The following is a 17067-nucleotide window of genomic DNA, read 5'->3' as shown; positions in this document are numbered from 1 at the left end:
GTTAACTTTCTCTACATCTAACTCATTGGTTTATTTAAAGCTAAATCAATAAAGATCTTTGATAAATCAAAAAATGATCATGTAGAGTGAATCATATTGGTATTGAAAGTCCCTTCTCCCACTGGGCATTGGTATCTACACATCTTTTTGTAGAGACTCTAATGCAATTTCAGCAATCAGCTTAAGGTCATCAACCGAATGTTCAGATAATAATTGTAGTGTATTCAGTAATATTGACAGACCAGCCAAAATTGCAGGAGCACTTTCCCTTGTTCCTCTTTTTTGTTGTCTTCCTGATAGACGTGTTAGAAAGACTCTAACTCTTGAATTTTTCTCATCATTTTCTCGCTGTATTCGCCAAGTTAACACACATGCCATACTTGCAATTAAGAGTCGTCTTAATATCGCTTGCGGAGTTGTTTGTAGCCATGACTCAATGTCATGGCCCGCCTGTTTTAACAACTTAAAATAGTTTTCTATTTTCCAACGCCAGTAATACCAAGTTGCCAATTCTATACTTGGAATTTCTGATGATACATTACTTAATAAGCTCCAACGAGAAAGTGATTTTCCTTGCTTATTTTTAACTTCAACTACAATCAGTCGAACGGTTAATGACTTTCCCTTTTGTGGTGGAACTCTTTTTCCCGTTTCGTCTTTCTGCATTGGTCTTGCATTACGTGTAATACTGATTTGAGTTTCACCAACATAGAGTTGTTCGCAATTCCCTTTATATTGAATTGTATGGGTTTGTGTAGTTGGTATTTGGTCTGACACTTCCCTTAACTTAACATCTTCTCCTTGATATTCAACACGATTTCCTTCTTTACCTCGAATAAGAAATAAATGTTCTTGTTGATTCAATAATCTAAGATGAGCAATTGAATCTCCTTCACGATCAATAATATGTACGAGTTTCTTTTCTATTGGTAAAGACTCAATATGTTCGATTTGTTCACATAGTGCATTTAAGTGGGTTTCTTTTATTTTATGCCCATCAGTAAATGTTGAATAACGTCCAGTAGCATCACATAAAGTTTGATCTAATGGTGCAATGGGTAAACCCGTTTCAGCATCAATTAATAAACTGCTTTGTAATTCATAGCCTTTGTCACTTGCATGTGTTCTTTTGAATCTATTTAACTTGTTGTTATGTTTGAAATATTGTAGTTGAGACCAATCATGAGCAACTAAGGCATAGTGGTGATTCGATAGAGCGATTTGTTCAAGCGCAAGTTTCTGAAGAGGCTGATTGAGTTGTTGAAATGAAACGTTTTCGTTATTTAAGAAACGCCAAACTGCTTGGGTTGTAGCAAAGCTAGTCTTTTGGGTAGAGGCAATATCTTTAAGCGCTGGGGCTAATGAAGCAAGTGGATTCATATTAAGTTTTACAAGACTTCCGTAGCGTTTAACTAATCGGTTATCTAAGTGTGGAATGTTAAATTGGAGAGCATGCTCTCCAATTTAACTTAAATAGATTTAATTGTGTAGATACCTATGCCCAGTGGGAGAAGGCTAGGATGAGGGGGATTTTATCTCAATCTATGTTTTAAAATGGTCTTATGAAAGAAGTCTAATGTTTAACTAATTATAATTAGTTTTTCGAATTACCAATCGTATTTTAACCCCATTCTAAAATTAATTGGTGCACCGTAGTAGCTATTACCTGTTGTTAAATAATACTTTTTATCAAAAAGATTATTTATATTGAGATTGGCTGTTAATTTATTGTTTATTTTATAACGTGCCATTAAATCAACAACACTGTATTCACTCTGGGTAAATTTCTGATCTGCTGATTGAATTTCACTTTGCCAACGAATACCTCCGCCAACTGTTATTGCTTCATTAAGATAAGGAAGTTTATAGGTTGTATAAAGTTTGGCAGTATTACTTGGAATATTAGAGTTTAATAGCTTGCCATTACGGTCTCGGCTTAAATTTCGGGCAAAGCTTGAGGAGATTTGCCAAGTATCTGAGAGTTTTCCTGTGGCTTCTAATTCAATACCACGACTCTTGGTTCCAGATTCTGCTATATATGCTTGAGATCCATCAGGTGCTAAATGCGAGCCATCTGGCTGTTCAGGAATCGCGACCGCAAAATTATCTTCTTTATTTTCATAGATTGCTCCACTTAGATTAAGTTGATTGTCAAAAAAAGCACCCTTGATTCCAAGTTCTGTACTATTTCCCTCTAATGGGTCTATATAATCCCCAGCTCTTGTTTTTAGATCTTGTGGAGAAAATATATTTGTATAACTTGCATAAGCAGACCAATTTTGATTGAGATCATAAACTAAGCCAAGATAAGGGATCAGTTTATTTTCTTCTTTTCGATTGGTTATTGTAATTGTGTTTTTCTCATAGCTATTGTCTTCTTTTTTTAACTTCCAATTTTCTAAGCGTGATCCCAGCAACAGTGCTAAATCATCACTTAATTTAAACCGAGCTGCGGTATAAAATGATGAACTTGTATTATTTTCTTTGGTCCATCCTACGGCAGGATTATTTGGACGTGCAGGCGTATTCCCATCCCATTTATATATATTATCAATATTTCCACTCCAACCCTCAATCCACCAATTGGTAAAGTACGGCTGGCTATTTTCACTTCTGGTTAATGTTGAACCAAAGATCACATCATGGGTTTGGTTAAATAAATCAAATGAGCCGTTTAAGCTGACATTAAACAAGTCTTGAATTGGTTTATAAGCCCAGTGAGTAGAATAAATCGAAACCCCACTACCAGTTTCTTTGTTGGGTGTTCCACCACTTGCATAGCCAACTAATTCATCTGAGTCCGTAATGATACGTGCTAATGAAGCCTTTAATTTCCAGTTATCATTAAATTGATGATTGATATCAGCAAAGAGTGAAGTGGTTGTTCGATCTGAGTAAGACCAGCTGGGTGCTGCTGAATCTGATCGCGACCAGTTTGTTCGTGTCCCATCACTATAAAAAGCAGGCAAACCACCACGAGCTTGTCCAGTAATATAAATTTGTTGATAGCTTAAGCCTAGACTTGCTTGAGTCTTATCTGACAAATCAGTGTCAACAACCGCATAGGCCACTTTGCGTTCTTCATTGAAGCGATCTATGTATGAGTCCGAGTTCTGATAAGCAACGACAGCACGTCCACGAAGCGTACCCGATTGATTAAGAGGTGTTGAGATATCGCCATCGAAACGGTATGAATCCCATGAACTAAGATCTGTACTGATTGATGCTTTAAAATCTTGTAATGGTTTTTTCCGAACCATATTAATACTAGCACTGGCGGAACCTGCACCAGTCATTAAACCTGTCGCTCCTCGTACCACTTCAATTCTATCGAAAAGTGCACTGTCTTGGCTTTGAAAAATAGAAGAGTAGGTACTTAGAAGTTTTACACCATCAAGTAAATAGCTATCTACACTTTTACCGCGTGAATAAATTGGTGAAGTATCGGAACCTACATTTCCAGACTGGCTAACGGTTAATCCTGCAACTTGGTTTGCAACATCAGTCAGTTGTGTAAGGTTTTGATCTTGCATTCTTTGCTGGGTCATGACACTAACTGATTGCGGTGTTTCTTTTAGGCTGAGTGCCAAGCCTGTTGATGCGGTAGTAGCTTTAGCGGTATATAAACCAGAGCCTTCGGTTGTAAGGCTATTGGTATTATTGGCAGATACAGTGATGGTAGGAAGCTGAGTAGAGTTTTGTTCTTGGCCATCAGATGGGTTCGGTGCTGCAAATACAGATCCATGTATTAAACAAATAGATCCGCCCCAAATTGCAGTTCGAATTGCAATTGCTAAAGCATGTTTGCTTTGATGTTCCTTCATTAGATTCTCGTATGAGTCATATTCATCTACTTAGTCGTTTTTATTTTAAAAAAAGCTCATTTTTTTATGATTTAAATGAGGGATATCGTTGGATGTAACAACAATAGCGAGCAGGCGCGAATAGGGGAGAGGGTTTTAACTATTTGTATGATCAATAGATCGATGTCATGTAAGTTCGAGATGGATTTTTAAATATACCTAATCGGCTTTATCTACTTATTTTTATTGAATCGTTTGTTTTATAAGTAAAAAGATTATGAGTTAAATGTCGTAGTATAAATACTAGAACAGGCTAAAAAAGCTTGTTTCATATCTCGTTTTACTGTGGCTTCAGAAATATTAAGTTTTTCACCGATTGCGCGGTAAGTCATATCTTCCATTTGTGATAATAAAAAAACCTGTGCGACGCGTTCGGGTAGCTTTTCTAGCGTTTGTTGAACTTGATAGACACTTTCTCGAATACATATTTCATGTTCTACAGATGGATAGCCATCCTGTGGTGTATGTATTAGTGCATCTAGATATAAGTGTTCAACTTGTTGGTGGCGCCAATGATCAATAATCACGTGTTTCGCAATTCCCAATAACCATGCTTTGGGTTCTCTAATATTTTCAAAACAGTAGTTACTTTTTAATGCACGATAAAAAACTTCCTGACTAAGATCTTCAGAGTGGTGATGGTTGTGAAGTTTATGTTTGAACCACAAAAGTAAAGTATTTCGATGGTCTTGATAAATATGATCAAACCATTGCTGCTTTTGTACGTTCAAATTCATAAGCGTTGCCTGTTTGAAAAGCCAACAACATGGAGTTTTATTGGTTAAAGGGAGGTGTTGAAAATAATGATAGTGATAATGATTATTAAATGCAATAATAGAAATTACAAAATGCAACATGATAATTAGCGAGCTAAAAGACTATTTATTCTTGATTATTAATGGGATGGGTGGTTGGTACTTGTGAAATTTCACTTTAATTATCTAATTGATAAATGATGAATAACTTTGAAATTTCACTTTATTTATTTCGCAATTGTAAATTTTGATCGTTCTGCGACTGTATGAATAAGAGTTTTTATGAGTAAGCCATCTGTAAATGTAAACCCAAAAAAAAGTTTTATTGGCCGTAAGTTTAAATATTTAATTGGATTTATGCTGCTGATTATTTTCGGACTAGCAGGCTTCTATTGGAAAAAAACCTCATCCAAACCCGTAGAGGAATATAGCCAATGGAGTAAACCTGTACCCGTACGAACTGTGCCAGTACAACGACAAGATTTACAGGTTGAAATCAAAGCAATTGGTACAGTCATTCCTACGCATACTGTGAATGTACAAAGTCAGGTTGCTGGGGTTTTACAGCAGATTTATTTTAAAGAAGGGCAAACCGTAAAAAAAGGACAGCTCCTTGCACAAATTGATCCAGCGCCATTTCAGGTCGCACTTGCACAGGCTGAAGGAACACGGCAGCAGAATTTAGCACAGTTGCACAATGCTGAAACAGAGTTGCAGCGCTATCAATTGCTGTTTAAACAAGATTCGATTGCGAAACAACAAGTAGAACAGCAATTGGCGCTGGTCAACCAGCTTAAAGGTCAGATACAGGCGAACAAGGCGCAAGTAGATGCTGCAAAACTACAGCTGTCTTATACTAAAATTTATGCACCTATTGAGGGGCGGGTTGGATTTAGGCAGAAAGATGCTGGCAACCTTATTCAAGCCAATGAAAGTGCTGGTTTAGTCAGTATCACTCAAGTGCATCCAATTTTTGTGCAATTTGCAGTGGCAGGAAACCATTTAGTAAATCTGCGTCAATCCTTAAAAAATGGCGATAAGGTGTTGGTAAGTGCTTGGGATAAAACAGAACAAAAACAACTAGCGTTAGGGCATGTACAAGCAATAGATAATCAGATTGATATCAGTACTGGAACTTTAAAAATAAAAGCAATTTTTACAAATCAGGATGATGCTTTATTTCCAAATCAGTTTGTCAATGTGCGTTTAAAGACTCAAACCATTCAAAATGCAATCAGTATCCCGAGTGATGCCGTACAACATGGTGCAAAAGGCAGCTATGTTTATATTATCAATCCGCAAAACAAAGCCGAAATTCGCATGTTAAAACTGGGGATGACCTCAAATGGTCAAATTGAAGTTTTAGACGGATTAAAGGGTAGCGAAAAAGTAGTACTTGAAGGAATTGATCGTCTTTCGGAAGGCAAAGAAGTTCAAATTGTTGCAGAAAATCAACAGCCAATTTCTACGGCCAAGCCAACTGCTGGATAAATCATGAATATTTCACGGTTCTTTATTTTACGTCCAGTCGCAACCACATTATTGATGATAGCACTGCTGTTGAGTGGTTTCTTGGTTTGGCGATTGCTACCTGTTTCTGCCTTGCCACAGGTCGATTATCCAATTATTCAAGTCTATACTTTTCAACCTGGTGCCAATCCCGATACGGTACAACGCACAATCACCGCACCACTCGAACGAGAAATGGGCAAAATTGCTGGTTTAAAGCAAATGTCTTCCAGTAGTTCAGTGGGCGCATCTGTTATTACCTTGCAGTTTGAACTGAGCGCAGAGCTTGGTGTCGTTGAACAGGAAGTACAGTCAGCACTCAGTACCGCCAGTAGTAAATTACCCAATGATCTACCAGCACCACCGATTTACCGTAAAGTAAATCCTGCTGATGTTCCTGTGATTACCCTTGCCCTCAGCTCAGAAACTTTACCTTTAACAACAGTCTACGACATGGTGGACACCCGAGTTGCACAAAAGCTTTCTCAGCTTTCAGGTGTCGGAATGGTTAGCCTTGCGGGTGGGCAACGTCCAGCAATACGCGTGCAAATGAATGCTGCGGCACTTGCTGCCTATAAAATGAGTGCTGAAGATGTGCGATCCGCAATTAATTCTGCCAATGCAAATCAACCCAAAGGCAGCTTTGATGGACCATATCGCACCACCATGTTGGATGCCAATGATCAGATTCGTTCGATTGCAGATTATGAAAATCTAATTTTACGCTGGAACAATGGCGCACCGATACGTCTTAGAGATGTGGCAAAAGTCATAGAAGGGAGCGAAGATCGCTATATGGCGGCTTGGGCAGGCAGTCAAGCTGCAATCTTAGTCAATGTACAGCGCCAACCGAATGCCAATGTGATTCAAGTTGCAGATCAGATTAAGCAAATATTGCCTGAACTACAAAAGAATCTGCCTGAAAATGTCAAAATTCGAGTGTTAACCGATCGAACTGAGAGTATTCGCAGCTCCATTGATGATGTGCAAAAAGAATTGGTTTTTGCCGTGTGCTTGGTGGTGATGGTGACTTTTTTATTTTTAAGAAATTTATCCGCTACGATTATTCCCAGCATTGCCGTACCACTGTCGATTATTGGTACTTTTGTCGTCATGTATTTTTTAGGCTTTTCTGTCAATAATCTGACTTTAATGGCACTCACCATTGCGACAGGTTTTGTAGTCGATGATGCAATTGTGATGTTGGAAAATATTGCACGACATCGAGAGGCCGGAGAAAGCTTATTACAAGCCGCGCTCAAAGGGGCTAAAGAAATCGGCTTTACCTTAATTTCCCTGACGATTTCCCTAATCGCAGTATTAATCCCATTACTGTTTATGGGGGATGTGGTTGGGCGTCTGTTCCATGAATTTGCTGTCACTTTAGCAGCAGCAATCGCAATTTCATTGGTGGTATCACTCACATTGACGCCAATGATGTGCGCATATTTATTAAAAAATGCAAATCATTCCAGTTCACACAGTCGCTGGAGTCTAGATCGAATTATCCAGCAATACGGTAAAACTTTACAGTGGGTTTTTCGGCATCAAATACTGACTCTTGCGGTGATGTTGAGTAGCGTCATTTTAGCAGGTCTGCTGTATTGGATGATTCCCAAAGGCTTTTTCCCTGTACAGGACAGTGGGGTCATACAGGTGGTGACTGAAGCGCCTGATGATATTTCATTCCAAGCCATGAGTGAGCGTCAACAAGCACTTGCGGGGCAGATCTTAAAAGATCCTGCTGTGGAAAGTTTGTCTTCATTTATTGGTATAGATGCCAATAATCCAAAACTGAGTAATGGACGTATTTTAATTAATCTAAAGCCGCATGCTGAAAGAGATCCTGTAGATCAAATTATGGCACGACTTAGAGGACAGTTCGCTCAAGTTGAAGGGATTCAAGGCTGGATGCAACCAGTACAAGAGCTGAGTATTGAAGATAAAATTAGTCGTACTCAATATCAACTGAGTATAAGCGCTGCTAAAACGACAGATTTAGCCGAATGGACCCCTACATTTGTTGATGCTTTACGACAACAAGCTGAATTTGCCCAAGTCACCAGTGAAGAGGGCGGACAAGGCTTACAAGCATTTATTGATGTCAATCGAGATGCTGCAGCACGTTTGGGTTTAAACATTGAAGATATCAGTTTAGCTTTACAAAATTTATTTGCGCAGCGCCAGATTGCAACTTTATACACGCAATCTAATCAATATCGTATTGTTTTAGAACTTGACCCAACATTCACTCAAGGTATAAATGCTTTAGGGCAAACCTATATTCACAATAAGCAAGGAGAACCGATATTACTCAGTTCCGTTGCCAATATTGTGCAAAAACGCGTGCCTATTATTCTGCAACAGCAATCACAATTTCCAGCCAATGGGATATCTTTTAATCTTGCATCAGGGGTCGCGCTCGGGGATGCGATCAAAGCGATTGATCGCGTACAACAGCGTCTAAATTTACCACCAGAAGTCAAAGTAAAACTGCAAGGTGCAGCCGCTGCCTATGATAACTCGCAACAACATACGTTCTGGTTGGTGATTGCAGCAATAGTGACCATGTACATTGTGTTAGGTATTCTGTACGAAAGTTTTATTCACCCGATAACCATTCTTTCTACCTTGCCCTCTGCTGCAATTGGTGCTTTGTTGGCATTGTTTATGGTCAATCGGCCATTGGATATGATTGCCTTGATTGGAATCATTTTATTGATTGGTCTGGTCAAGAAAAATGGCATCATGATGGTGGATTTTGCTTTGGCTGCACAACGTCATGACGGATTGTCAGCACAGCAAGCGATTTATCAAGCTGCACTAATGCGTTTTCGCCCAATTTTAATGACCACACTTGCGGCACTGGTTGGGGCAATTCCGTTGATGCTTGCATCGGGTTCAGGGGCTGAATTACGTCAGCCTCTTGGGATCGTCATGGTGGGTGGTCTGATTTTAAGTCAAGTCCTGACGTTATTTACGACACCAGTGGTTTATTTATTTTTTGATCGTCTGCAATATTCATTGCAACACTCCAATTCAGATATATCTGTAGATGATTTACCCACAGATCATGATACGACAAGGAGAGAGTTTTGACCTTTCTCTCGACCTTTATTCACCGACCTGTTGCGAGTATTTTACTGGGAATCGCAATTGTATTATTGGGTATATTGGCCTATTTTCGCTTACCTGTAGCCGCTTTACCACAGGCAGATATTCCAACGATTGTGGTGCGAGCAAATTTACCGGGTGCAAGTCCTGAAAGCATGTCTGCCACCGTGGCGACGCCGTTAGAGCGTGCCATGATGGGCGTTTCAGGGGTAAAAGCGATTAATTCTTCAAGTAATCAAAGCGCAACCCAAGTGGTTTTGCATTTTGATTTAAACACTGACATCAATGAAGCCGCCAGAGAGGTCCAAGCTGCAATCAATGCTGCGATGTCACAGCTGCCTTCTGGAATGCCAAGCCCTCCTGAATATTTCAAGATCAATCCAAGCCAGAGTCCAATTTTTTATTTGGCTTTGAGTTCAGAACATCTTTCTGCGGGCAAACTCTATGAAATTGCCAGCAATCAGCTGCAGCCAAATCTTGCGCAAATTAATGGGGTTGGGGAAGTTGTCATTGACGGGGCATCTATGCCAGCTGTGCGAATTCAACTCAATCCAAATGCCTTGATTTCACAAGGGGTGTCTTTGGAGCAAGTTCGTGAAGCGATTGTAAAAAGTAATACAGTACAACCCTTAGGGGTAATTGAAACTGAACAGTTGCGTTGGCAAGTTGAGCTTCCAAGTCATTTAAAAAAAGCGGGTGATTTTGCCAATTTGATCGTACATCAAAATGGTCAGACCGTTGTCCGTTTAAAAGATGTGGCTGAGGTACAGGATTCGGTCGAAAACCGTTATGTAAGTGGTTTTCACAATGGTAAACCCGCGGTCATTATCAAAATCAGCCGTCAGCCCAATGCAAATACCGTTGCCACAATTGAAAAGATCAAAGAAAAACTACCAGAGTTAAGCAGATTAATTCCAGCAGATTCGCAACTGACCACAGTGATGGATGGATCAGAAATTATTCGAGCAGGCTTAAATGAAGCAAGAGATACTTTATTATTTTCCATGCTTTTGGTGATTATTGTGGTTGCTCTGATGTTAGGTCGTCTGCAAAGTGCTCTTGTACCAAGTATTGCTTTGCTGGTGACTTTGATTGGCGCATGCAGTCTGGTTTATCTCGCTGGATTTTCATTGAATAACTTGTCGATTATGGCGGTGATTGTTGCGATTGGACTTGTGGTTGATGATGCAATTGTGGTTTTGGAAAACATAGAACGTCATATAGAACAGGGTGAACAGCCTATACAGGCTGCCTTAAATGGTATTCGAGAAGTCGGTCTGACCTTGCTGGCAATGAATTTGGCTTTGGTGGTGATCTTTATTTCCGTGCTATTTATGGGAGGTGTAATCGAACGATTGTTTAGAGAGTTTTCTTTAACACTGATTTTTATCATTATTTTATCTGTATTTGTCTCCCTAGTCCTTACGCCAAGCTTATCTGCACGCTGTTTAAAACCATTGGAGCGTTATCAACACCAGGCTTTATATCGCTATAGCCATCGCTTGATGCAGGGTTTGAGTCAACTCTATTTGCATTCACTGAAATGGATGATTAAACATGGTTATTTGGTCATTCTGCTATGGGGCGGTGCAATCGCTGCCTCTGTATATGTCTATCAAACATTACCCAAACGAGTATTACCTGAGCAAGATACTGGACGGGTTGAAGCTTTTATTCGGGGGGATGATGGCTTCTCCTTTCAAATTATGCAGCCTAAAATCGCCACCTTTAGCGAAAGTCTATTAAAGGATCCCGCAGTCAAAGATGTGATTGGTACGTCTGGTGGTGCTGGCGGAATCACCAATTCTTTTTTAATGGTGAGTTTAAAACCCAAAGCAGAGCGAGATGGCAAATCTTCACATGAAATTGTAGACAGAATTAAAAAAAATGCCCCATGGCTGGCAGGTGCGATTTTTTCTGCACAAGTCAAACAGGAGCTAGAATTGGATGATCCATTTTCAAGTGGAAGTGGGCAAGATTATTTGTTGTTACTGCAATCTGATGATGTTACGTTGCTACGTCAGTGGGTACCTAAAGTTGCTCAGGCAATGCAGAAGCTTCCAGAGTTAGAAGAAGTTGAAACCATGGGCGATGAAGGTGCTCAGCATGTGACTTTAGACATAGACCGTGAAGCAGCACGTCGTTTGGGTGTGGATATAGACAATATTTCAAGTGTACTCAATAACTCATTTTCGCAGCGCCAAATTTCGACTATTTATGATCAAACCCAACAGTTTTATGTGGTGATGGAAGTCGATAAACACTTTACTGAACACCCTGAAGCGCTGGCAAATGTACGCATTCCAAACCAACAAGGCATTGCTGTACCACTCAGTAATTTTGCCACATGGTCTTATGGCATCACCAATGATCGGGTTTATCGACGCAACCAATATGCCGCAATGGGGATTGGTTATGTGGTTAAACAAGGCTATAGCTATGAACAAGCGGATGCAGCTATTCGTAGTGTCTTACCCGAAGTCATGTTACCCAATGAAATTTTTATCATGACAGATAAAGATGTCGAGGCAGAAAGTTTGCAGGCTGGTTTATCTACGCCGTTACTTGTCTGTGTGGTGATCTTACTTATTTATATCGTTCTCGGGGTTACCTATGAAAGTCTGGTTCATCCGTTGACAATTTTATCGACAGTACCCGCAGTGGCTTTGGGGGCTTTGTTGACTTTATGGTTATTTAATTTCCAATTCACCTTAATTGCACTCTTGGGCATGTTTTTATTGATCGGAATTGTTGTAAAAAATGCCATTCTTTTAATTGATTTTACTTTATTAGAAAGAAGAGCAGGCAAGACTGCATATCAGGCTATTTTATCTGCCGCAGCACTTCGTTTCCGTCCAATTCTGATGACCAATACTGCCGCGTTACTGGGTGCAATTCCACTGGCACTTAGCTGGGGAGAAGGGGCAGAGCTACGTCAGCCTTTGGGGGTGGTCATTGTAGGTGGTTTAGCCTTGGGTCAATTGTTGACATTGTATACAACGCCTGTCTTGTATTTGGTGTTGGAAAAATGTGCTGAATCTTGTTTGAAATTAAAAAATAAATACGCACTTCATTGAGGTAAATAGGAAAATATAATGCAGAGTTTAATCGTTAAAAATGTCATGTGCCTTAGTGTGTTCTTGATATTGACTGCATGCAATTCTACTGTTGTGTTGCATCCGCCTGAATATAAAGTGCCAGTCCTTCAAACGGATGATCATTATAAATATGCTGTTTTAAATTGGAAAAAAACCTCAAGCTTAGACGTCAATGCCAACACTTGGTGGGAAATCTTTCAAGATCCTATTCTCAGTCAATTGATGCAACAATTGAATCAAGAAAATTTGAGTCTGAAACAAGCTGAAGCACGCTATCAACAAGCCAATGCCTTACTTGAGCAGCAACGCGCTAACCGTTTGCCAAGTTTAAAGTTAAATGGTTCTGCACAACGTAGTGGAACAAAGGACAGTACGCCAAACAACCAATTTACGACGGGTGTTCAGGTCAGTTGGATTCCTGATTTATGGGGCAGAGTCGCTAAAGCGATTGAAGGGCAACAGGCAAATTTAGAGGCTTCACAGGCTGACTTAGCCGCAATTAAACTCAATCAACAATTATTGGGCACAGAAACCTATTGGAATATCCGAATACTGGATGCACAGTTGGATGTTTTACGACAAACCCAAAACAGTTATCAGCGTTCCGTCAAAATTTTAAATAACCAATATGTTGCTGGAATGATCGCGCGTGCGGATGTGATACAGGCTGAAACACAGCTCAAGCAAGTGCAAATCCAGCAGATAGAAACCCAGCGGCAACGTGATTTACAAGAAAATATTTTAGCTGTGGTACAAGGTAAAACAGTTGCTCAATTTCAATTGGCCAAACAGAAACAGCACTTTCAAGTTCCAGTATTACCCACTCAGCTACCAAGTCGGATGCTGATCCAGCGTCCTGATGTGATCCGTGCTGAACGTGAATTGGCGGCAACACATGCCCAATTGGGCTTGGCTCAAACAGCATGGTTACCTGATGTCAGTATTGGTTTAACCGGTGAATTAAATAGCCGTGTGTTGAGTCAACTGTTTCAAGCACCACAGTATTTGTGGTCGACGGGCTTACAAACAACGGCATTGATATTTGACGGTGGAAAACGTAAGGCTGAGATTGCACAAGCACAAGCGAGTTATGCTGAAAAAGCAGCAGCGTATAGACAGGCTGTTTTAACGGGCTGGAAAGAGGTGGAAGACGCGCTTTTACAGTCATCCAGTTTTAAACAGCAACAATCTGAGCAGGCTCAACTATTTAAACTTGCTTTAGAAAATGAACAAGTTGTAACTCGTCGCTATAATGCTGGCTTAGTCAGTTATTTAGAGGTGGTTACAGCACAGAATTTAACCTTACAGGCGGAACAGGCAACTTTACAGCTCAAGCAGTTGCAGTTAAAAAATACAGCCCAACTGATTGCAGCCTTAGGTGGCACTATAAGTTGAAGGCACGATGTAAAAACTTAAGTGACTTGGCTTAAATATTTGAATAGCATATTTAAACATTACTGATTTAAAAGCTTACACACTTTAAAAGCTTACATGCATTTTAAAGTGTGTGAGTTAAGCTATCTAAACTCCTGTTATTGAAAGCTTTATGTGTTTAAAAGCTGTGTTTGATTGATTAAGTTTAATGTTGTTTTTTAATCATTATTTAAAATAAATAGCACCATTTTAGATGTATAGCAGGCTCTAAAATTTAGTATGCACTATGAAAGTGCAAGTTAATACTTGTGATTTGTCAGGCAATTTTATTGTTAAAGTGTTATTTGTGTCACGTTTATGTGTATAATCAGCGAAATTTATACCTTGATTTGATTTTGAAATGGTAAAGCTTGTAACTTTTTTCGTGTTGAGTAGTGTGATATTTCTAGGCTATTTTTCTTATGTCGATTCGCAACAAAAAAAACAACAAGAAATGCAAGATATTATCAAAGATGCGAATTTAACCATTCGGAAAATTGAGTCTAATCCTAATAATCACAATCATCTCAAAGTAAGTAATACTGTGATTTGATTTAGGCACTGTATATCCTTAAAGCATTAAACTTCTGAGTTCACATGAATTGGATGACTAAAAGCGTCAGATTGATAAAATTATTTAAACTGTATGTTATAATTTGTAATATGTAATCGATAACGACCGTTAAACCTTCTAGAAAACGAAAGCTGCTAATCTGCAGCTTTTTTAATTCAAGTTTTTTATCGGAAATGTCATTTTGGTATGTTTATTGAATGCTGAATTATGGCCTTAATTGACGGCATTTAGCATTTTTTTAAATGAACTCGATTTTATCAACGAATAGCTCAAACTTAACAGGGGCTCAACAATGACGAATCCAAATCCTTCAGCGGGTTTGCTTGAACGCTTATTTAAACTGAGCGAAAACAAAACAACGTTTAGAACCGAAATACTGGCAGGTTTAACGACATTTTTAACAATGTGCTACATCATCATTGTTAACCCATTGATTCTTTCAGAAACAGGTATGGATCATGGCGCCGTATTTGTGGCAACGTGTTTGGCCGCTGCGATTGGTTGTTTGGTCATGGGGGTTGTTGCAAACTATCCGATTGCACTTGCACCAGGTATGGGGCTGAATGCTTATTTTACCTATTCCGTTTGTTTAGGTATGGGCGTTGAATGGCAAACCGCTTTGGCTGCTGTATTTGTTTCCGGACTTGTCTTCATCGCAATTAGCATGTTTAAAATCCGTGAAGCCATTGTCAATGCGATTCCAATGTCATTGAAATTTGCAATCGGTGGCGGTATTGGATTATTCCTTGCACTGGTTGCATTGAAAAACTCAGGCATTATTGTTGCAAATCAAGCAACTTTGGTGGGTTTGGGCGATTTAAAACAACCTACAGTTTTACTGACATTACTGGGTTTTTTCCTGATCGTGATTATGCACCACTATAAAATTCGTGGCGCAATTATTATCAGTATTTTAGCGGTCACTGGTATTGCAACAGCTTTAGGTTTAAATGAATTTAAAGGGGTTGTTGGTTCAATCCCTTCTATTGCACCAACATTCATGCAAATGAATTTTGAAAACTTATTTACGGTAAGTTTAGTGGGTGTGATTTTCGTATTTTTCTTGGTTGATTTATTTGACTCAACTGGAACATTGGTCGGGGTTTCACATCGTGCTGGTTTACTGAAAGACGGTAAATTACCACGTTTGAAAAAGGCGCTATTTGCTGATTCAACTGCAATTGTTGCCGGAGCTGCTTTGGGGACATCATCAACAACGCCTTATATTGAGTCATCGGCGGGTGTTGCTGCAGGCGGTCGTACAGGCTTAACTGCAGTTGTTGTTGGTATTTTATTTTTAGCGTGTTTATTTTTAGCACCACTGGCACAATCTGTTCCTGGATTTGCGACTGCTCCAGCATTATTATTCGTTGGTGTGTTGATGATTCAAGGCATCATTAATATTGAATGGGATGATATTACCGAGGCAGTTCCAGCATTTTTAACCATTGTATTTATGCCGTTTGCTTATTCTATTGCAGACGGTATCGCAATGGGCTTTATCAGCTATGCATTGGTTAAATTATTTACAGGTAAAGCCAAAACAGTTCCATATATGGTTTGGATCATTGCTGTGCTCTGGGTGATTAAATTCGTTGCATTTGGTGGTTAATAAATTTAAGTAAGAAAAGGGTGTAAACTCAAGTTTGCACCCTTTTTTGTTTTAATCAGATTGAAATGAATCCAAGCGATTTGGATGATTGAAATTTAATTTAATAAGTTTGAGGAAAAACGTGAATAGATTAGAACTTATTCGTGCCTTACCCAAGGCAGAACTCCATGTACATATCGAAGGCACGTTTGAGCCTGAGCTGATGTTTGCGATAGCTCAGCGTAATCAAATTGATATCCCATATAAATCTGTAGAAGAAGTCAAACAAGCATATAACTTTCATAATCTACAGTCTTTCCTTGATATTTATTATGCAGGTGCCAATGTACTGATCAATGAACAAGACTTTTATGATTTAGCTTGGGCATATTTTGAAAAATGTGCAGAGGATAAAGTTGTACATACTGAAATGTTCTTTGATCCACAAACACATACCGACCGTGGGGTTGCCTTTGAAACGGTGATCAATGGCCTACAGCGTGCATGCGATGATGCTCAAACAAAGTTGGGTATAAGCTCTCATTTGATCATGTGTTTCCTACGTCACTTAAGTGAAGAAGCAGCATTTGAAACGTTAAAGCAAGCCTTGCCATATAAAGATCAAATTATTGCTGTAGGTTTAGATTCAAGCGAAGTTGGGCATCCACCAGCTAAGTTTGAACGAGTTTTTGCTCAAGCACGTAAAGACGGTTTTTTGGTGGTTGCGCATGCGGGAGAAGAAGGGCCTGCTGAATATGTCTGGGAAGCTTTAGATTTATTAAAAGTAAACCGTATTGACCACGGGGTGCGTTCAGAAGAAGACCCAGCACTGATGCAACGTTTAATTGCAGAAAAGATGCCTTTGACTGTTTGCCCACTGAGCAATTTAAAATTGTGTGTGGTGGATGATATGGCACAACATAATATTCACCGTTTATTGCAAAAAGGTGTACATGTGACTGTCAATTCAGATGACCCATCTTATTTTGGTGGCTATATGAATGATAATTTTATTTCGATTGCTGAAGCGCTAGATCTTTCCAATACAGAGTTAAAGCAATTGGCAAAAAATTCATTTGAAGCATCATTTATTTCAAATGAAGAAAAGCAAAAATGGAACAATCAAATTGATCAATTGGCTTAAATCAAG

Annotated in this window: 9 protein-coding genes; 6 read left to right on the top strand and 3 right to left on the bottom strand. The window is 39.2% G+C overall.

From position 1 onward, the window contains the following. Positions 1–135 precede the first annotated feature (135 nt). From ACQ7EO_RS12825 to ACQ7EO_RS12815, 3 genes are all read right to left on the bottom strand, one after another. Positions 136–1380, bottom strand: coding sequence for a transposase (locus tag ACQ7EO_RS12825; protein WP_262086299.1), 1245 nt, complete (start codon positions 1378–1380; stop codon positions 136–138). A 227-nt stretch (positions 1381–1607) separates the two neighbouring features. Then, positions 1608–3824 (bottom strand): TonB-dependent siderophore receptor, encoded by a 2217-nt coding sequence (locus ACQ7EO_RS12820; RefSeq protein ID WP_434277519.1) that lies wholly within the window; start codon positions 3822–3824, stop codon positions 1608–1610. A gap of 254 nt (positions 3825–4078) precedes the next feature. Further along, positions 4079–4600, bottom strand: coding sequence for an RNA polymerase sigma factor (locus tag ACQ7EO_RS12815; RefSeq protein ID WP_434277518.1), 522 nt, complete (start codon positions 4598–4600; stop codon positions 4079–4081). Positions 4601–4900: 300 nt separating this feature from the next. Between ACQ7EO_RS12815 and ACQ7EO_RS12810 the strand changes: the two genes are divergently transcribed. The 6 genes from ACQ7EO_RS12810 (at position 4901) to ACQ7EO_RS12785 (ending at position 17061) form a co-directional block, all read left to right on the top strand. Next, positions 4901–6109: an efflux RND transporter periplasmic adaptor subunit gene (locus ACQ7EO_RS12810; protein ID WP_434277517.1), complete on the top strand. Its 1209-nt coding sequence runs from the start codon at positions 4901–4903 to the stop codon at positions 6107–6109. Between the two features lie 3 nt (positions 6110–6112). Further along, the gene (locus ACQ7EO_RS12805) at positions 6113–9226 is read left to right on the top strand and encodes a multidrug efflux RND transporter permease subunit (protein ID WP_434277515.1); all 3114 of its coding nucleotides are present in this window, start codon (positions 6113–6115) and stop codon (positions 9224–9226) included. Then, positions 9223–12318 carry an efflux RND transporter permease subunit gene (locus ACQ7EO_RS12800; RefSeq protein WP_434277514.1) on the top strand — a complete coding sequence of 1032 codons (3096 nt, stop codon included), beginning with the start codon at positions 9223–9225 and terminating at the stop codon, positions 12316–12318. Before ACQ7EO_RS12805 ends, ACQ7EO_RS12800 begins: the two co-directional genes overlap by 4 nt. 18 nt (positions 12319–12336) lie before the next feature. Next, positions 12337–13734, top strand: a complete 1398-nt coding sequence (locus ACQ7EO_RS12795) for an efflux transporter outer membrane subunit (RefSeq protein WP_434277512.1) — start codon at positions 12337–12339, stop codon at positions 13732–13734. Between the two features lie 884 nt (positions 13735–14618). Beyond that, positions 14619–15938, top strand: a complete 1320-nt coding sequence (locus ACQ7EO_RS12790; protein WP_004820795.1) for an NCS2 family permease — start codon at positions 14619–14621, stop codon at positions 15936–15938. 121 nt (positions 15939–16059) lie between these two features. Next, positions 16060–17061, top strand: coding sequence for an adenosine deaminase (locus ACQ7EO_RS12785; RefSeq protein ID WP_434277511.1), 1002 nt, complete (start codon positions 16060–16062; stop codon positions 17059–17061). Positions 17062–17067: the final 6 nt, after the last annotated feature.

Origin of the sequence: Acinetobacter sp. CE-15 (assembly GCF_051059255.1) — a bacterium.
Lineage (GTDB): Bacteria > Pseudomonadota > Gammaproteobacteria > Pseudomonadales > Moraxellaceae > Acinetobacter > Acinetobacter guillouiae.
Note: the sequence above shows the minus strand (reverse complement) of the source record. Positions and strands in the feature narration are given on the sequence as shown.